General features: G+C 53.1%; 15 protein-coding genes. 5 read left to right on the top strand and 10 right to left on the bottom strand.

Annotated elements, in window-relative coordinates; all coding sequences use genetic code 11:
• Positions 1 to 13: 13 nt before the first annotated feature.
• From Dvar_RS02765 to Dvar_RS02755, 3 genes are all read right to left on the bottom strand, one after another.
• Positions 14 to 238 carry a hypothetical protein gene (locus Dvar_RS02765; RefSeq protein ID WP_419660206.1) on the bottom strand — a complete coding sequence of 75 codons (225 nt, stop codon included), beginning with the start codon at positions 236 to 238 and terminating at the stop codon, positions 14 to 16.
• Positions 239 to 377: 139 nt separating this feature from the next.
• The gene (locus Dvar_RS02760; protein ID WP_419660205.1) at positions 378 to 2363 is read right to left on the bottom strand and encodes a LuxR C-terminal-related transcriptional regulator; all 1986 of its coding nucleotides are present in this window, start codon (positions 2361 to 2363) and stop codon (positions 378 to 380) included.
• Positions 2364 to 2393: 30 nt separating this feature from the next.
• Entirely contained in the window at positions 2394 to 2522 is a 129-nt protein-coding gene (locus Dvar_RS02755) for a hypothetical protein (RefSeq protein WP_419660204.1), read from the bottom strand.
• Positions 2523 to 2931: 409 nt separating this feature from the next.
• Here Dvar_RS02755 and Dvar_RS02750 point away from each other — a divergent pair, with 409 nt between their 5' ends.
• Positions 2932 to 3834, top strand: coding sequence for a hypothetical protein (locus Dvar_RS02750; RefSeq protein WP_419660203.1), 903 nt, complete (start codon positions 2932 to 2934; stop codon positions 3832 to 3834).
• A 49-nt stretch (positions 3835 to 3883) separates the two neighbouring features.
• Here Dvar_RS02750 and Dvar_RS02745 read toward each other — a convergent pair whose 3' ends face one another.
• The 7 genes from Dvar_RS02745 to Dvar_RS02715 all read right to left on the bottom strand — a co-directional run bounded on the left by Dvar_RS02745 (position 3884) and on the right by Dvar_RS02715 (position 10404).
• Positions 3884 to 4936 carry a lipid A deacylase LpxR family protein gene (locus Dvar_RS02745; protein ID WP_419660202.1) on the bottom strand — a complete coding sequence of 351 codons (1053 nt, stop codon included), beginning with the start codon at positions 4934 to 4936 and terminating at the stop codon, positions 3884 to 3886.
• Between the two features lie 208 nt (positions 4937 to 5144).
• Positions 5145 to 5495: a DVU0259 family response regulator domain-containing protein gene (gene divK, locus Dvar_RS02740; protein ID WP_419660201.1), complete on the bottom strand. Its 351-nt coding sequence runs from the start codon at positions 5493 to 5495 to the stop codon at positions 5145 to 5147.
• A gap of 211 nt (positions 5496 to 5706) precedes the next feature.
• Positions 5707 to 6093 carry an acidic tetraheme cytochrome c3 TmcA gene (tmcA, locus tag Dvar_RS02735; protein WP_419660200.1) on the bottom strand — a complete coding sequence of 129 codons (387 nt, stop codon included), beginning with the start codon at positions 6091 to 6093 and terminating at the stop codon, positions 5707 to 5709.
• A gap of 14 nt (positions 6094 to 6107) precedes the next feature.
• Entirely contained in the window at positions 6108 to 7442 is a 1335-nt protein-coding gene (gene tmcB / locus Dvar_RS02730; protein ID WP_419660199.1) for an electron transfer complex ferredoxin TmcB, read from the bottom strand.
• A 69-nt stretch (positions 7443 to 7511) separates the two neighbouring features.
• Positions 7512 to 8171, bottom strand: coding sequence for a TmcC family electron transfer complex membrane anchor subunit (tmcC, locus tag Dvar_RS02725; protein WP_419660198.1), 660 nt, complete (start codon positions 8169 to 8171; stop codon positions 7512 to 7514).
• 66 nt (positions 8172 to 8237) lie between these two features.
• Positions 8238 to 9503 carry an electron transfer complex subunit TmcD gene (gene tmcD, locus Dvar_RS02720; RefSeq protein ID WP_419660197.1) on the bottom strand — a complete coding sequence of 422 codons (1266 nt, stop codon included), beginning with the start codon at positions 9501 to 9503 and terminating at the stop codon, positions 8238 to 8240.
• Positions 9504 to 9663: 160 nt separating this feature from the next.
• Positions 9664 to 10404 carry a response regulator gene (locus Dvar_RS02715; RefSeq protein ID WP_419660196.1) on the bottom strand — a complete coding sequence of 247 codons (741 nt, stop codon included), beginning with the start codon at positions 10402 to 10404 and terminating at the stop codon, positions 9664 to 9666.
• A gap of 176 nt (positions 10405 to 10580) precedes the next feature.
• Between Dvar_RS02715 and Dvar_RS02710 the strand changes: the two genes are divergently transcribed.
• The 4 genes from Dvar_RS02710 to Dvar_RS02695 all read left to right on the top strand — a co-directional run bounded on the left by Dvar_RS02710 (position 10581) and on the right by Dvar_RS02695 (position 18879).
• On the top strand, positions 10581 to 13904 hold the full coding sequence (locus Dvar_RS02710; RefSeq protein ID WP_419660195.1) for a BTAD domain-containing putative transcriptional regulator: 3324 nt from the start codon (positions 10581 to 10583) through the stop codon (positions 13902 to 13904).
• Between the two features lie 110 nt (positions 13905 to 14014).
• On the top strand, positions 14015 to 17104 hold the full coding sequence (gene fdnG / locus Dvar_RS02705; RefSeq protein ID WP_419660194.1) for a formate dehydrogenase-N subunit alpha: 3090 nt from the start codon (positions 14015 to 14017) through the stop codon (positions 17102 to 17104).
• 13 nt (positions 17105 to 17117) lie between these two features.
• Positions 17118 to 17837 (top strand): 4Fe-4S dicluster domain-containing protein, encoded by a 720-nt coding sequence (locus Dvar_RS02700; protein ID WP_419660193.1) that lies wholly within the window; start codon positions 17118 to 17120, stop codon positions 17835 to 17837.
• A 157-nt stretch (positions 17838 to 17994) separates the two neighbouring features.
• Positions 17995 to 18879: a formate dehydrogenase accessory protein FdhE gene (locus Dvar_RS02695; RefSeq protein WP_419660192.1), complete on the top strand. Its 885-nt coding sequence runs from the start codon at positions 17995 to 17997 to the stop codon at positions 18877 to 18879.
• Positions 18880 to 18888: the final 9 nt, after the last annotated feature.

Raw genomic sequence — 18888 nt, 5'->3', positions numbered from 1 at the left:
GAGGTCTCCTTTCTCATTCAACGCGCTTGACACAAATCAAAGGCAAGCCCAGATCCCGTATGCGAACGAGCAATCCGTGCAGCGCAGGCTGGTCCAGCACTTTTCCCGTTATGGTTGTGAAAGCCCCCTCAGGCTCAATTGTCATGCCGTCAAACCAATCGGACCACTGGCTTCCAAGGCATCCTTTTACCTTTATTTGATAGTCCGCCGGACCATGCCAAGCGTTGTCTGTTGACATCTAAAGGCCCCCTTCAAAGAAAAATACCGCTTGTTTGTATATGAACGTATAACGTCGGGCGGGAGATGTAATCGTCCGAAAGGATGATTTTCAGGGATGATTTTTCAGGTAAGGGTACAGGAGGGTAAAATGATCGGCACTATAATAATTCCAGTGTTTTCGCCTTAACGATGGCTTCGGTGCGACTATGCACGTTCAACTTGGCATAGATGTTCCTGAGGTGGGTTTTAACGGTGCTCAATGAAACAAAGAGTGCTTCTGTGATTTTTTTATTGGACAGGCCGGCCGCGATGAGCCGCAGCACCTCCAATTCCCGGTCACTTAAATTTTCAGCCAGTCCCTCTTCTGCTTCAATGATTTTTTCCGCCCGGAATGCGGACAGTAATTTTTTAACATATGCCCGTGAAACATCGGCTTTTCCATCGAGAATTTTTTCCAACAATTGGGCGATTGGGGGACCCTCATTTAAAAAAATGCGGATATAGCCTCCGGATTCGGCCAGAGATAAGGCTGTCCCAAGGGTGATTAAGCTTTCGTTTATGTTCTTTTGTTCTTTCAGAATCAGCGTTTCAATCTGTCTCAGAATACGACCGTCCTTTTCCTCCGCTTTGCTCAGACGTTCCAACAATTCCATCGCATCATTCAATTGGCCATCGGCGATAAGAATTCTTGCAAACATGATATATTCAGGTTCGCGCAAAGGATTCAGATCGTCATCCAGTTTTAATCCGCGTTCTTCCGCCCAACTGACGGCTCTGTCCAAGTTGCCACGCATCAGCCATATGCGTGCCTTCCAGGCTTCGGTCCAGGGAGTAATCCAGGGTGGCACATCAGATGTCTGCTCTAGTTTCTCTATTTCCCGAATTAATTCTTCGATGCCGGAAAAATCTTTTTTGGCGGTTAAAATTTTCAGCAGACACAAATAGGCCCAACCGCGGGCACCAACATGGTGTCCTTGCTCCAATAGAAGAAGACCTTTTTTTTCATAGCGCAGTGCCTCATCCAGTTCATTCAATTCGTATAAAACTTCTCCCCAGATGCTGATCAATCCGCCTTCCGCTGCAGTATTTGTCAGTTTTTCTTCAGCCAGGACTCCGAAGAGGTGCTTGCATATGTCAATCGCTCGCGGGAGTTGGCCATAATCTTTCAGGCGAACGGCTAACCAGATATTGGCGATCAGATAAAGAGAGCCGTTGCCTGCTGTTTTGCTTGCGGACACAGCTTCTGAAAGCGCTTTGACGGCCGAACCGTTATCGCCCTTGATCGTGTGCGCCATACCTAAGGACATCGCAACACCGGCACGCCATGTTGCATCGTTCTGATGGAGGAATTGAAGCGCCTTTTCAGAGAAGTTCACGATACGTTGCACGTCCCCCTGGCCGGTCGCCATGTATGCCCGAACGGCAGCGATTCTACCCTGCAAATCCCGAACCGTTAAGGAAGGCTGGCTTTTTGATTCAATTTGAGGGTTTGCTGTATTTCCAGTATTAATGGAATCAAGGATCCTTTCAGCCGTTTGTAATAGCCGTTCGGCGGCCTGGTATTGACCGTTATCACAAAGTATCCAAGCGTATATGATACAAAGCGTAGGGCTCGATAGGACATATTCATCAGGCAATGCTTTTAACCATCGAAACAGCCTTGCCGGTTTAGCGCGCTTCCACATGACTTCAGCAAGTCCCAAAACCAGACGCACTGCCCGTTTAAAATCCTTGGCCATTAACGCATGCTCTATGGCTTCCTCGCTAAACTCATTACGCTCATACCATTCACTGGCCCGGGTGTGCAGGTCATGTATACGAACGCGATGTGCCTGGTTCAATCGCTGGCGAAGCAAATCGGCAAAAAGGTGGTGATACCGATACCAGCAGCGTTTGTTGTCCAACGGCAAAATGAACAGATTAGCGCGTTCCAGGTCGTCCAATATTTTCTGACTGCCTTTTTGACCGGTAAGAAAATCACAGAGCGATCCTGATAATCGGTTGAGAATAGACGTTTGCAGGAGGAAATCCTGCACATGCGCCGGCTGAAGATTCAATACCTCCTCTGCCAAATAATCCACAATATGGCGTTCATCTCCCGCAAACGTTTTTATAAACGCCGATATGTCTTTGTGACCCTGCATGGATAACGCTGCCAGTTGCAGTCCTGCAATTCATCCTTCCGTGCGGGATTCGAGAATGGCGAGCTCCTGCTCGGTGAGCCCCAGTTTCATCATTTCATTTAAAAAGGCAGCCGTTTCGTCATGGGTAAAACTCAGATCAGTAACCCGCAACTCACTCATTTGATTGCGAGCGCGCAAACGGGCCAAAGTGGGGTATAAATAGCTTTGTTTGGATGAGTGGATGAGAGTTATATTGTTCTCTGGTTTTCGTTTGCACTTTTGACTCGGTATTATTCAGTTAAGTCAAAAAACTATGCCGTTAGAGAGGTACTCAACTAGCATATCAGTTTGGCAGCAATATTCAAGATGCTAAGAAATAAATCCCGTCTATCACAATATTTGACACGCCCGACCCACGCATTGTAGTATCTCTGCAAGCCGACGCGATATAGAATATGCAATTTAAACCGACATTCCTGCCTGGAAATTTGATTAACTGAAAATTGATACATCTGTATTCGCACTCGAACGAAAATTAATTGAGCCTATTCAGCGGATCTTCAAAGATTTTTTATCAATGGAGGATACTATGGAATCCAATTTGTTGGAAAATAGTTTGATTCATCTATTGGATGCAGTGGATCGGCTCGATGAAACAATACCAGATATAATATCCTTAAAATATTCTGTATTCCATCTATGGAGTGGAATAAGGCTGTTATTGGAAAAAAGGCTGTCTGACGAACATCGGTCCCATATCCATAGTAATAAAAAGGATACGCATCACCCAAAAATCAACGTTGACACAGGTTGGGACGCCCCCTTAGATTTTAAGGATTTAAAAGAGAAGTTATATGCATTTTGCGGAATGGATATTGATAAATACGATTATATTTTAAATAAAATTCGAAAAGATTACGATAAAATTGAACATTCTAAATTTAGGGGGTCAAAGGTTCAAATTACAAGCAATTTAGTTGAGGTTTGGCCATTTATCGTTGATTTTATTTCAAAACACATGAATCTTTCCAATGACTCGTATTCAACGAACCTGTTTGACCAAACTTGTGAAATAATGGATACGCATTTAAAATTTATTCGAGATAAAAAAAATGAAATCAACGACGTTTTGTTAAACCAATTGAAAAAATCTTTTTACGCCAAACCACTTAAGTGTCCTGTGTGTCTACAAGATGCAATCCCATTATTGCCGAATAGCGATCCAAAATACAGTTGTGCCTTTTGCAATAACACCACTCACTGGAAACAACTCGCACTAGAATGTGGGTCTGATTTGAATTATGTGGGACCATTTGATTGCCTCAATTGTTCTTCTCATGGCGTGCTTCAAACGAAGGACCAATGGATATGTCTTTCTTGTTGTCATACCTGGGAGTTTGAACAGATTAGCATCTGTAATATGTGTGGAGAAAGACTAGTTTGGTCTCAAAAAAATACACCATACTGCGAAGATTGTAAGCGCCCCGTTTAGGTTTACTATATAGATGATTTTCAGCAGCACCGGCCTCTATCAAAACGGCTTAGAAATGAAAATCGATGATCAAAGACCCAAATGAGACATCCTCGTCAGTCTTGTTTCTACCCGGCACAGGATCCGGAATGGCGTCCGTTTTAAGAAGATCGGAGGATTTCTGGATGGTCGCTCTGATAGACAGATAATCGTAATAATGATAGTAGATACCGAAACCAGCCGTTAAGAAGAATCCCCTCCGGTCCACATCTCTATCGTCCTCGGTTATCAGACTGCCATCGTAAATGACCGAATAGGCCAGGCCCGTGCCCCGCCCCCCCAATACGAATTCTATGGCATGGGGGGATGCCGATGTGGGTTTGGGAAGATAGGCGGCATGGAAAAACCCGCGACCGGGCGGGGCGGCATAGGTATTGAACCCCTCGAGCATATTCCACCCGAACCGCACCGCCAAAATAAGCTCAGCCGCGGTGAAAAGATTTCCTAAAGAGGCGCTCGGCGCCACGGCCAGCTGTCCCGCCCAGCCGTTCTCATATCGGCCGATTCTCGCCAGACAATAGGCATACTGATAGCCTAAATTCAGGATCGGTTCTGTGTCGCGTTGCGTATCCCATCCATTGGGGGGCTCACCAAAACCCAGATCATTGTGCATGAACTTTTGAAATTGCTCGGCAAAGGACTCCGGTCCGAGAACACCGACAGAGATCTGAAAATTCGAGGCTTTCTGCCGGTTAAAGTTCTGCCAGCCAAGCGTATACGTCAGGGTACCGGCATAGGGCAGATCACCATCTTGGGGGATTTCCGCTTGGATTTCTCCGGGGGTAATCATATTTTGACCGATCCCGTGACTGATGCGGACAATGGCATTTTCATCGTTGAGCGTTGGAAAATGGCGCCCCACCCATTTTACCGGCTCGACCGTATTGGTGTCCTCCCAACGGGCTGAACGATGTGAATGATACTGAAGGCTCCACCCATTGGTGAATCCACTGTCATCGTTCCAGACAATATCATTGTCAATCTCAAAGCGCAGGGTTCGGCTGTTGCGTTCACTATCCAGATAAAAATCATCAGCAAAGAGGACTTGGGCTGGCTGAATCAAAAAAAACGCGACAAGTGAGATCGTTAAGATTTTCAAATGTGTTTATATTTTTAGGGAATTCAGTACGACTGATGAAAGCATATCAAAAAATATGCAAAAATTGACCAAGTAGTAATGCCGGGTCAAAAAGATCTTTATTGAAAGGGAGTCTTCTTTTAAGCCGCCAGCCATCGGCCGTTTAGTCATGGCTGGCGGCCGGGCGTTTACCCTACCCGATGGTGTTCTTTACAATCCCCACCAGCTTTTCCGGATCAAAAGGCTTTTTGACAAAAGCGATGGCATCCTTGATGGCATGATCCCCATCGATGCCGCTGACCACAATCACCGGTGTTTCACGTAATTCCTTGTCCTTGCGCAGTTTGCGGTAAAAGCGGGGTCCCCATTCACCGGGCATCTGCAGGTCAAGGGTGATCAGGTCGGGTTTTTCCTTTTTCACCACGTCCAGACCTTCCATGGTGCTGCTGGCCGTGCAGGTCTCATAGCCGTTGTCGCTGAACACGGCCTCCAGATATTTCACGACAATGGGATCGTCGTCGATGATGAGAATTTTCTTGGGCATAGCCACCTTCCCTTGGATGCTGAATGGTTAGCATCATCGTTTTATAGTGTTTAAGATAATGTTTTTGGCAAGGCCAGAGGGAGAAAGCTGTATAATCAATACCGCGACGACCGATAACGCAGCCCAAAAACATTATCTTGAATGCTATATTCAATTAAAATATACGCAACACCCCGTATCCACGTCAAGCGATCGATCATCCGTCGATTCGTTATTTGATGTGACACTCTCCGCACATGATCGGTCCCTTGCCTTCTGCTTCATGGCAGCCCTTGCAATTGGCATGAAAGGCGCTCATCAGCGGCGGCTGGCCATCGGATGTTTCAAGGTCATGACAATCGGAACAGCTCATATCTTCAGAGGATTCATCCTCCACAAGCTGACCGTCTTCATAGACGTGGTGGCATACGTTGCATTCATCAATCCCGGCGGCTTCGTTGTGCAGGTCATGCTCAAACACGGAAACGGGACGTTGGGGATTGTCGAAGACCGAGTTATCTACAACGGTCATTTCGTCCTGGGACCAAGCCGTGGTCAGGATGAAAACGATTCCAACGATTAACGTTAGTGGCAAGGCAATCCGTTTGACGATATTCATGCTTCCTCCTGGCCTCACTCCGGCTTTTCCATGACTTCGTAGATGATGTCCCCAAAGAATTTGATATCCAGTCCGATTTCATAATGGTGGACGATGTCTTCCAGCCCGCTGTGGCAGTTGTGGCAAGGCGCCACGAGCACTTCGGCCCCATTGGTTTTGGCCCCGAAAAGCTGCTCGGCCTTGACCCGGTTGCCCTCGATACGGGTCATTTTGAATGGGGGGCCGGTATTGATCACCCCCCCACCGGCACAGCAGCAGTAGTTGTGCTCGCGGTTGGGATGCATCTCGACAACGGTTTCACAAATGGCATGGGCCACATAACGGGCTTTCTCGTGCAATCCGCCGCCCCGCACCACATTGCACGGATCGTGGAGGGTAATCGGCCGATCGAACTTTTTGGCGATTTTGATCCGCCCGGACTTGATCAGATCGTAATAGAACTCGATGGCGTGGACGATGGTAAACGGCGGCATGGCCCATCCCAGCCAGCGGTTGCCCATATCGTAAACACTGCGAAACGCATGGCCGCATTCGCCCATGACGATTTTTTTTACCTTGAGGCGCTCGGCAGTCTCAAAATGCGCCCGTTTGACCCGCCCCATGATTTCATTGTCACCGGTGTACATGGCCATGTCACTGTTGTCCCAGCCCACAGAGGCGGGCATGGTCCAGTCGACACCGGCCACGTTCATGATCACCGCGGTCTGATAAATCAGCTGGGCCTGAAACTTGGGTTCCGGGGCAATGACGCTGTACATAATGTCCGCGCCTTCCTTTTCCAAAGGAATCCGCAGGGTGGGAATCTCCGCCTGGGCTTCCTCCTCCTGCCACTGCAACGTATCGGGCCATTCATCGCCTTTGACCCACATCTGGTTCATGGTCACGCTATGGCTGTGGGCCGTGTCCTGAATGTAAAGTGGCGTGACTCCCAGACGGTGAATGATGCGTCTGACCACCAACATCATATAGGCGATATCAATGCCAAACGGGCAATACTGAGCACAGCGTTTGCAAAGATTACACTGGGTATGAGCGATAATGGCTGCCTGCCGGATAAATTCCGGACTCACGCGCCCCTTCTTTTTGATCATCACCCAGATGGTCTGCTTGACCTTGCCCACCGGTGAATAGTGGGGATCTTTGTCATGGGAGAGATAGTAGTGGCAGGCCTCCGAGCACAATCCGCAATGGATGCAGGTGTCCACATAGGTTTTCAACCGGGCACCGGTCTCGTCATTGATGACGCTGTTTATCACCGACTCGATTTTATCAACGGTAAGGCGCGAAATGCCGACGTCGATGCCATCATCCACGACGGTGGTGGGTTCCTTTTTTGACGGTTCCGCCATCTTGAAAACTCCTTTTTAGCTGAAGCCGATTACATTTACCGGCCCATCGTCTTTAGCATGCAATGCGGCTTACCAGTCCCGGGCGTGACGGACCGCGCCGAACTCCGATCCCATATAAGCCCGGGTGAAGGGCGAAAGAATCATATGGCTAAGGCGCGTAAAGGGAATGGCCGCCAGCATGATATCACCGGCCAGCACATGCAGGCTCATCATCAGCGGATATGAGAACCACTGGTGGTAGGCAAGAAAACCAGTGATAAACGGTGCGACCACAATGGCCAGAATAACGAAATCCGAGGCCGAGGTGACAAACTTTACTTCCGGCTGGGTCAATCTTCTCACCAGAAAGTAAATGGCCCCCAGAACAACGATGACGGTCATCCAATCGGCCACGGCATCCGGCAGGGTCCACCAGCTCAGGCCAAAGGATTCCTCCCAGAGCATGACGTGGGCCATCAGGAAAATCGGTGCGGCGAGCAAACAGATATGAAAGGCGAAGGTTACCACGGTGAGCACCGGCTGGCGACGCCAGTTGACCGTGGCAAAGGGGGTGATCCAGTGCAGGATCGACCGCAGACTGTAACGCCAGCTCATATACGTGAAAATAAAATTCTCTTTTTGAGCCACTAGCACCAGCATCCGGACAATCCGATAGACGCTGCCGCCAAAGAAAAGCAAAAAGGCCACCCAGGCCAGTGGTCCGCTTGCAAGGTTGTATAAGCTATGCATCAAATTATCTCCTCAGTGATCTGCTCTCCCAAGGTGATTGCCGATCATGATACGGATTCAAACCGGTTAACCGGTAATCTCAGAGACCGGCATGACCCGGCGCACGTACTCGCCGGATTCGATCGTACGCACCATCAAGTGCTTGCCGTCGGGGCTGAAAACCGGCTCCCAGGCGGCATCAACGGACCCCGACCAGACCCGGTCGTTGACAACAAAAGTATACTGACCGTTTTTCTCTACCTTGGCGGCCACATCCTTGCCGTCAGGGCTGAAAACCGGTTTCCAGACCATGTCCCATCGATCCGACCAGGGGCTGCCATCCACCACCACACGGAAGGTCTCGTCATCTTTGGCCAGGGCGGCGATGCGCCGGCTATCCGGGCTGAACACGACATCGGTGACCAGTTTGGTAAAGGTCGCCGGCCAGGCCACGCCGTCCACGGCAACGGTCCAGCGGCCGTATTTGGGCGCCACGATGGCGGCCAGGCGGCTGCCGTCGGGACTGAACATCTGGTGCCAAGCCTGAACGAATCGCTGGTCCCAGAGGGTGTTTCCATTTTCGGCCATGGTCCACTGGCCTTTTTCCCGCACCGGCGCGACCACCGCTCCGGTGGTGGGGTTGAACACCGGCTCCCAGACGGTGGTGTAACGCGTGGGCCAGGCAACCCCATCCACGGCAATGGTATATTCATACAGGTTCAGACGCACCTCAGCGGCCAGATGCTGCCCATCCGGACTGATGGCCAGGTTCCAGACGTTCACGAAACGGGCATCCCACGGGTTGCCATCCATGGCAGCCGTAAACGATCCCTCCTGGAATTTATGAATTTCACCCGAATCCACATTCTCCACCTGAACCGCCCCTGCGGTGTGCTGGCCATCCGGACTCAGGGCAAAATAGGTCATATTGCTGAACATCTGCTCCCATGGCGTGCCGTTGAGCACCATGGCATATTTCATGTCCTGCTGAATGGCCGCGGCGATGCTGGCACCATCACTGCTGAAGCGGGGCTCCCAGACATAGCCGAATTTGTTTTCCCATGCCACACCGTCCACAGCCATGGTCCATTCTCCCATTTCAGAGACAATGGCGGTCAGACGGCCATCTGGAGCAAAGCGCAGATGCCATATTTTATCAAAAACCGTTTCTCCCCAGGTCTGACCATTCACACAGACCGTGAATTCTCCTTCGTCAATATTGACAATGGCGGCGACTTTCTCGCCATCAGGGCTCACATACGGTTCTTCAACCCATTGATATTCGTCTTTCCAAGAACCTATTGAAATCTTCTTTTCACCAGGGTCCCAGTCCCAGCTTTGGGAATCAACCATAGTGCCTCCTCGTTGGTGCGCTACGACAAAAAAACGATTTGTATTAGAATGGATGTGAACGATGCTCTTGCTTGCTGAGATGATCTTGGTTTATATACTGATTCGAATTCAAAACCGCAAGCTTGTTTTTAGCTGACGCACAACAGCCACAAACAGGCAATCACGCTGATGACACTTTGTCAATGACCAATACCGCCGCTTCCAATGTCTTGACGCAGGGCGCAACTTTGGTGATCCCAACCATGTCGAAAATCGTCTCGACATTTTCCGACAGCCCGGCGATGGAAACCGGTATGGCAGCGGACTTTGCCTCGCTAATCAAGCGGGTGAGTAAAGCCAGGCCGGCACCGTTGACGGCTGCATGCTCGTCAAAGCAGACGACGATACCCTTGGCGCCGGCCGCCGTTACGCGCTCCGGCAGTGTCGCCAGCTCAGCTTTGTGCTCGCCTGACAGAGTGCCGTCAATGGTTAGAATTCCCACGTTGTCAGTAAACTGTAAAGTTAACGCGCAGGCATTCCGTCGGTCACCCGAAAGCCGCGATTCGGCCCGCTTGAGCGCCGCATCAAGTGCGCTTCGGCCAATGGGCTTATTGATAAAATCGGTGGCATCAAGGTTCAAGGCGTGGATGACGTGGTCCATATCGCCGTGGCCGGTGATGACAATGACCTCGGTTCGCGGAGCCATTTTTTTAATCTGCTTGAGCACCTCGAATCCGTCTGTGCCAGGCATTTTAAGGTCGGTAAAGACGATATCCGGGCGGTGCTCACGGACCAGACCAAGGCCGGTGTTTCCATCTTCAGCGATCATTACCGTGTAACCATAGGCATTGAGGAACAGGCGAAACATGGTCAGCGTAGCTGTTTCATCGTCAATGACCAGAACCGTTTTTGTCGCATTCATGGCAACCATCATTCCCCAGGGTGATTGAATCAAATATTGCTATAACACATCTTTAGGGTACAGGTAATAAACAATTACACCCGATTCATGCTGTTTGCACCAATCATACAAAGTGGTATATAGCCGATAATGACGAATCGATGTAAGTCCTTATGGAACCACTGACCTAAAATACCATGTCCAATACGCGCATCATCTCAAAAACCGTTCTTCCGGACCTTGCCCGGACGATTCCCCGTCCACGATTGATCGAGCAGGTCATAAGGGCGACAACGGCGCGGGTCATCCTGATTACCGGACAGGCAGCCCAGGGCAAATCGACGCTGGCCGCCAATATTGCTCGTTTAGACGGTTCGACCGGGGCATGGATGCATCTGGATGCGAGTGACAGTGATCCGGCAAATTTTTTCCGTTTGCTGGTTCAGGCCCTTAAAACCGCCCGCCCGGAATTGGACGTTTCGTCATTTCTAAAAACCCCGGGGATTTCTCTGGGACCGGAATCCGGTCCGGATCGGATTGTAGAACAGGCCGGCGTGTTCATCCAATCGGTCATCGCCAAAGCTCCGGTTCGACTTGTTCTGGATGGTCTGGACAGCCTTGCCAAAGACGCAGACAGCTTATCCCTGGTCCACCGGATTCGCGATGTCATTTATCCGCCCAGTTGCCTGATTCTCGTCTCCCGGGGACTACCGCCGCTGGAATTGGAAGATCAGCGCATGCGTCAGGAACTGCTGGTTCTGGATAATGCGGCGTTAATGTTTAGCAACGAGGAAATCACCCAGTTTTTTCTTGAGCTGCATGACCTGTGCCTGGCACCGGCCCAAGCGACCCGAATTCGACAAATTACGGACGGCTGGACGGGTGGTCTGGTCCTGGCATGGGAAGCCCTGAGCCAGATCCCTGAGGATCAGCGGCTGCCATTTATCGACAGCGGTCTCCCCGCCGCCATGCGCGGTGACCGTCTGACCTATTTTTCTGAAACGGTGTTTTCCGGTCTGGATGATCCCATACGCCATTTTCTGGTACATTCGGCGATTTTCGACACCATCGCCCCCAAATCGATTGCCCGCTACTTGGGAAACAAGCCGGTTGAACAAACCCAGGCAATCCTTGACACACTGGTGAGACGCAATCTGTTCATCCACCCGCTGTTTGACGCCCAAACCGGTTGGGGCTATCGCTACAACCAACTGTTTCGCGATTTTCTGCTCGATCAATTTCATACGACGATCGGCACGACGGAACAACAGACCCTCTTGATGCGGGCCGCTGATCTGGCCTGGAGGGAATCCGATTTTGAAAGCGCCATCCGCTTTTTCCTGCAGGCGCAAAGCTACGGCAAAGCGGCGGCGGGAATCAAAAAAATTGCCATGGGGCTCTGCGCCCAGGGGCGTTTCTCCGATTTGGCCGCATGGATCGACGTTCTACCCGATGCCATGGTTCAGAACGACCCCTGGCTGGCATTTTATCGATTGATGGGAAAGCGCATCCGCGGTGGACGGAAAAATATCCCGGCTTTTACCAACGCCTTTGATCAGTTCAACGCCATCGGCAATCAACGGGGCCAGTTGCTGGCCTTATCCTATCTCATCGAAGCGGCAATTTTCACCGGCCATCCGGCAACCGACCTGAAAGGCTGGTTGGAAACGGCCTGGACGCTGCTCGAAAAGGTCAGTGGAAATCATTACTATCCCTTTGCCAAAGCCACATTATGGATGCAGGTAGCCTTTGGATACATCACTGGTGCCGGCGATCTGCAAAAAGGGCTCTCCGCCTGCCGTAACGCCATGCTGCTGGCCAATACCCTGCAAGACGATATTCTTACGGTCAACGCCACCATTGTCCATGTTTTCGGACTCACGTTGAGTGGAGAATTTACCGCGGCTGAAAAATCGCTGGCCCATATCAGCCATCTGGTGGCTGCCGCATACCCGGAGTATCGTGCCCTGCGTAATATCGTGCGTATGAAACTGGCCCTGTCGCAGGGCAATCTGGAACAGGCCCAGCTCCTGCAGGGTGCCAATCAGGAAGCCATCGACCGCTTCGGCCTGCTTTTTCTCTACCCCATTCACGTGGATCTGTCGGGGCTATTACACATTCATCAACAGCGCTTCGAGATGCTGGGCCGCACGGCCAGCCATCTGATGGATGTGGCCACACTGGCCGCCAATCCCTTTTACAGCGGTCTTGCCTTTCGTCTGCGGGCGCTCAACGCTTATCATCAGGGGCGTTTTGAGCAGGCCCGCACATGGGCGGAGAAGGCCATTACGATAATCACCCAGAGCCTGGGGGAAGAAAGCGTTCACCTTTATCGCTGCCGCCTGATATTAGGCATGGTGGCCTACCATCTCAGCGACCTGCCTGCCGCCCGGCAGGCCTTGGAATCGGCTTGCCATTTCTTCGACCGCGTTTCCAGCTATTTGTCACTGGTCGAAGCACGGTTGGGCCTGTCATTGGTGGCAACGGTACTTGCCAATCAGTCGAGTGCCAAACGCGCCCGCGAATCGGCCCTGGACCTTGCCAGGGCAAAAGGATATGAAGCCTTTTCCATTCTATCTGCGGGTGACATCGCGGCCGCCTGCGAACCGGCCGTTCACAGCAAGAATCAGGAAACCGCGCTGCTGGCCCGCCGGTTGGTGTCTCGTTTACGCATCGGTTTTTCCACCAGGTCATCCGGTCAAACGGCCCCCATTTCCAATCCAGTCCAATCCGTCAATGCCCGGGCCTTTCCACCGCATCTCGACATCCGCACCCTGGGCGGATTCGAGGTCCGCAAGAACGGGCGGGTGGTAACCGACACCCAGTGGTCCGGCCTGCGCCAGAAGCTTCTGCTCAAAGCGATCGTTGTGAACGGCAGCCGGGAAATTCCCAAAGATATTCTCATGGATGCCCTGTGGCCGGAAAGCGGTTATGAGGCGGCATTGAAACGCTTTAAGATAACCCTTCACCGGTTGCGCAAAATTCTGGACCCGGACATCGACTCGCGTACGGGCGCATCCTGTATCCTGCTCAAGGAAAACCGCATCAGCCTGGACATGGACTGTTGCCGTGTGGATGTCAACGATTTCCTGGCGGCCTGCGACAAGGTCCGGCAGCTGAGAAATGACGACGATGATCCGCTGCGTCTGGCCGCCTGCCGCGACGCCATTGATATCTACCAGGGCGAATTCCTGCCGGAAGAGCCTTACCTGAGTGGCGCCGAAACCAGACGCGCCGCCCTTAAGGATCAATTCATCGCCGTTCTCATGGAGGCGGCCGGAATTCTTGAACAGGACGGCGAGCTGAGCCAGGCCACACGCTATTGTAAAACCGTCATCCAGGTGGATCCATTGACCGAGGCGGCGTATCAGCGGTTGATGCGCCTGCACGTCCGGCAGGGCCAACGCAGTGCGGCCCTGAAAGTCTACCACGCGCTGGCAAAAGTATTGGCAACAGAGCTGGACACTACCCCCGATCCGGCAACCACCCGGTTATATGAGAAAATCCTTCCCTCCGATTGACGTCCCCGCTCCTCGTAACCCCAGATAGTATCCATCTCGTATCTTTGGTGTAACCGCACCCATGCTAGCGTTTTCGGAAAAAGAAACCGGTTATCGAAAAGGAGAGGACCATGGATGTCAACCGCAGGCAGTTTATCCAGATCAGCAGTGCCACGGCTGCAGGACTGGCCGTAGGCGGACTGGGGTTTGACCTGGCACCGGTCAAAGCCCATGCCGGCATGCTGAAGACCAAGTATGCCAAGGAGACCACGACCATCTGTTGTTATTGCGCGGTGGGGTGCGGTGCCATCGTGCATACCAGCAAACGGGATGACGGCCGGGTGCTCAATATCGAGGGAGATCCGGATCACGTGATCAATCGGGGTGCGCTCTGCTCCAAAGGCGCCTCCTTGAAGCAGCTGGTTGAAAACGAGAACCGGCTCACCCAGCCCATGTACCGGGCCCCTTACGCGGATAAATGGCAATCGGTCTCCTGGGACTGGGCCCTGGAACACATTGCCGAGCGCGTCAAGAAGACCCGCGACGCCAGCTTTACCCTGCAAAACGAAAAGGGCCAGACCGTCAACCGAACCACGGCCATCGCCTCGGTGGGCAGTGCGGCCATGGACAATGAGGAGTGCTGGACCTATCAGGCGCTCATGCGGGCCCTGGGACTGGTGTATATCGAGCACCAGGCGCGCATTTGACACAGCGCCACGGTTGCGGCTCTGGCAGAGTCGTTCGGACGCGGTGCAATGACCAACCACTGGATCGATATCAAAAACAGCGACTGCATTCTTATCATGGGCAGCAACGCTGCGGAGAATCATCCGGTTTCCTTCAAGTACGTCACCCAGGCCATGGAAAACGGCGCCACACTGATCAGCGTGGATCCCCGTTTTACACGGACTTCAGCCAAGGCCGATATTTACACATCCTTGCGTTCGGGCACGGACATCGCCTTTCTGGGCGGCATGATCAAATACATCCTGGACAACGGGCGCTTCAACCAGGAATACATATCGCTTTACACCAATGCCCCCTTTATTGTGGGCAAATCGTACAATTTCAAAAACGGACTCTTCTCCGGCTATGAGAAAAGCGCCAAGGGCCCGGCCGCCGGAAAATACGACAAGAGCAAATGGGCCTTCGAGATGGACGAGAAGGGCGTGCCCCGGATGGACCGCCGCCTCAAACACAAGCGATGCGTATTCCAGCTGCTGAAGAAACATTATCAACGCTACGATCTGAAAACCGTCTCCAAAATCACCGGGACCGCCGTAGCGGACCTGAAACGGGTCTATGAAGTGTACAGCACCACCGGTGCACGCGGCAAGGCCGGGACGATCATGTACGCCATGGGCTGGACCCAGCACACCACCGGTACGCAAAATATTCGCACCATGTCGATTATTCAACTGCTCCTGGGCAACATGGGCGTGGCCGGCGGCGGCGTCAACGCCCTGCGCGGCGAATCCAATGTTCAGGGCTCCACGGATCACTGTCTGTTATGGCATATCTGGCCCGGCTACCTGAAGACCCCACGCGCCTCCAACACCACCCTGGCCGCCTACAACGAGAAATGGACCCCGTCCAGCAATGATCCCCTGTCGGCCAACTGGTGGCAAAACTATCCCAAATACAGTGTTTCCCTGCTAAAATCATTTTTCGGCGACAAGGCCGGTGCGGCGAACGATTTTGGTTACGAATGGCTGCCAAAGGTGGACGACGGGGCGATCTATTCATGGTTCGATCTGTTCGACGCCATGTACAAGGAGAAAATCAAGGGCTTTTTCGCCTGGGGCCAGAATCCGGCCTGCAGCGGTTCCAACGCCAACAAGATCCGCGAGGCCATGGGCAAGCTGGACTGGATGGTCAACGTCAACCTCTTTGACAACGAAACCGGATCCTTCTGGCAGGGGCCGGGAATGACGCCGGGCGACATCAAAACCGAAGTATTTATGCTGCCGGCCTGCGTATCCGTGGAAAAGGAGGGCAGCATCACCAACAGCGGCCGCTGGATGCAGTGGCGCTACCAGGGCCCCAACCCCATGGGCAACAGCCGGCCGGACGGCGACATCATCCTGGCCTTGGGAGAGAAGATAAAAGAAGTCTACCGGGACGGCGGCGTCTTTCCCGAGCCCATCGCCAACCTGAAATGGGACTACACTACAAACGGCGTGTACGATCCGCATAAAGTGGCCAGAGAGATCAACGGCTATTTTCTCAAGGATGTCACCATCAAGGACACAACCTATCCAAAAGGCAGCCTGGTACCCAGCTTTGCTTTTCTCCAGGCCGATGGATCCACCTCGTCGGGCAACTGGCTCTACTGCAACAGCTACACGGAAAAGGGCAACATGGCCGCCCGCCGCAAGCACAAAGACGCGGTCAACCAGATCGGCCTTTATCCCGAGTTCGCCTGGTGCTGGCCGGTCAACCGGCGCATCATCTACAACCGCGCCTCCGTGGATGCCAAGGGCGTGCCCTGGGACCGCAGGGATTGGGTGATTTACTTCAGGGGAGATGAAAAGGACGGCAAGTATGTCTCCAAAAAATGGCTGGGGGACGTGCCCGACGGTGGCTGGTATCCCATGCAGAACCCCGACGGCAGCTGGCGGGACGATACCAAATATCCGTTTATCATGCGCAAGCATGGCCATGGCCAGATTTTTGGGCCGGGACTGGCCGACGGTCCTTTCCCCGAACATTACGAGCCCCTGGAGTGCCCGGTAGAGAAGAACTACATGAACCCCCAGATGCTCAATCCCACGGCGGCGATTTACGCCACTGCGGCCGATGCGCATGCCACCTGCGATCCGCGCTTCCCTTACGTGGCCACAACCTACCGGGTCAGCGAACATTGGCAAACCGGACTGATGACCCGTACGCAAAGCTGGCTCATGGAGTTGCAACCCCAGATGTTCGTCGAAATAAGCGAGGAGCTGGCACGGCTCAAAGGCATCCAGAACGGCCAGCGCGTCATGGTCCGGTCGGCCCGCGGGCAGGTGGAGTGCAGCGCCATTGTCACCAAGCGTTTCAAGCCGTTCAGAATCGGCAGTCTGACAGTCCACCAGGTGGGCATTCCCTGGCATTATGGCTGGCGATGGCCGTCCAACGGCAAGGAGGAAAGCGCCAACCTGCTGACGCCGCCGGCCGGTGATCCCAATACCCGTATTCCGGAAACCAAAGCCTTCATGGTCAACGTGGCGAAACGCTAAAAGGAGGGACGGCATGAGTTACGCATTTTTTATCGACACCACCCGATGCACGGGCTGCCGGGCCTGCCAGGTGGCCTGCAAACAGTGGCACGACCTGCCGGCCGAAGCGACGACCAATCGGGGCACCTTTCAGAACCCAGAGGATCTCTCCTTCACCACCTATAAACTGGTCCGCATGGAGGAAGCCCAGATCGACGGCCGGCTGAAATGGCTGTTTTTCCCGGAGCAGTGCCGTCACTGCATTGAGCCGCCGTGTGTGGACACGGCCATGGATGAAAGCGCCATTTACAAGGATGAGAAAACCGGAGCGGTCATTTTTACGGCCAACACCAGCAAATTATTCATTGACGATGTCATCGAATCCTGTCCGTACAACATTCCGCGCCGGGCGGCCGACGGCACCCTGGCTAAATGCGACATGTGCAACGATCGCGTGAGCAACGGTCTGCTGCCGGCCTGCGTACAGACCTGTCCCACCGGCACCATGAACTTCGGTGAGCGGGACAAAATGCTCGAATTGGCCGAAAAGCGATTGGCTACGGTCGGTCAGAAGCATGCCGGCGCCCAGCTGGTGGATGCGGACAGTGTGGGCGTGATCTATCTGATCGCCGAAAAGCCAAGCGCATACTACGAGTACCTCATGGCGTCTACCGGCAATCATGGCATCACCCGGACCATGGCCCTGAAAAAAATGATACGTCCGTTTACCCGGGCAATGCAGCAGTTGGCATAGGTGTTATGGCATTTCGTTTTTCGACGGGGCAGGCCCTTCGTGCCTGCCCTGATAAATAGGGCACCCACAGGGGGGTGCCCCTACGGAGCCACCATGGCATCATCATCGTTTAACTCGCAACCGAGAACATCCGAAAAATGAAAAAGGGCTCTCTCGTATGACCAATTCCCGTCCAATTATCGATGTAGCCGCGATTGATGCGGCGGTCGCCCGTCTCTCCAAACAGCGGCCGGCCTATGCCGCCATCCTCGGTTTTTACGGTCCGGTCTACCGGGCCCAGCTTGAAGCAGCGGCAAAAACATCCCCGCCGGCAATGTGCATCGACGAATCCCACCTGGACATGCAATTCAACCAAGATTTTTCTCTTATCGACCCGGCCGCCTTTCCCATGGATCTTCCGGCGGCCGGGAAACTGCTGAGGATCATCTGCCGCATTGCGGTATCTTCCGGAGAAAAACTCAAAGATGCCGGTCTGGCCCTGCTGAAGGCAATGGATGACGGCGTGGTTGCCGATGGCAGCCTGGATCAATATCTTCTGAAGGACGCTCAAATCGCTTCGCTGGCCCTTGAGCTGGGCGTTTGTGCAGACATGCTGGGCCTTTTTTTTCAGCTGGCGGCCCGGCCCAGTGTGGAAAAGAGTGCCCGACAGCTCGCCGACCGCCTGGCCGACGACCAGACCGACAAAAGCAGCTGCCCGATCTGCGGCAAGCCGCCCCTCATCGGCGAACTGGATGATGAAGGCCGGCAATGGCTGCACTGCGGCCTGTGCGGGCATCGCTGGCCAGTCAGACGAATGGCCTGCCCGCTGTGCAGCAACAGCGACAGCGAAAATCTGTCGTATTTTTTCAGTGATGCCGAACCCGAATACCGGGTCAATCTTTGCGGCCAGTGCCGGCACTACCTGAAGGTGGTGGATGTCCGCAAAATGGACCGCTGTTTCTATGCACCATTGGAACAGGCGGCCTCCCTGCATCTGGATATGCTGGCGGCCGAGAAAGGTTACCACCACCTGATGGAAGCGGATCCCCCCACAACCGCATAGATCGGATGG

The organism is Desulfosarcina variabilis str. Montpellier (genome assembly GCF_048565275.1).
GTDB classification, from domain to species: Bacteria; Desulfobacterota; Desulfobacteria; order Desulfobacterales; family Desulfosarcinaceae; genus Desulfosarcina; species Desulfosarcina variabilis.
The sequence above is the reverse complement of the archived record's forward strand: the minus strand, read 5'-3'. Positions and strand labels throughout refer to the sequence as shown.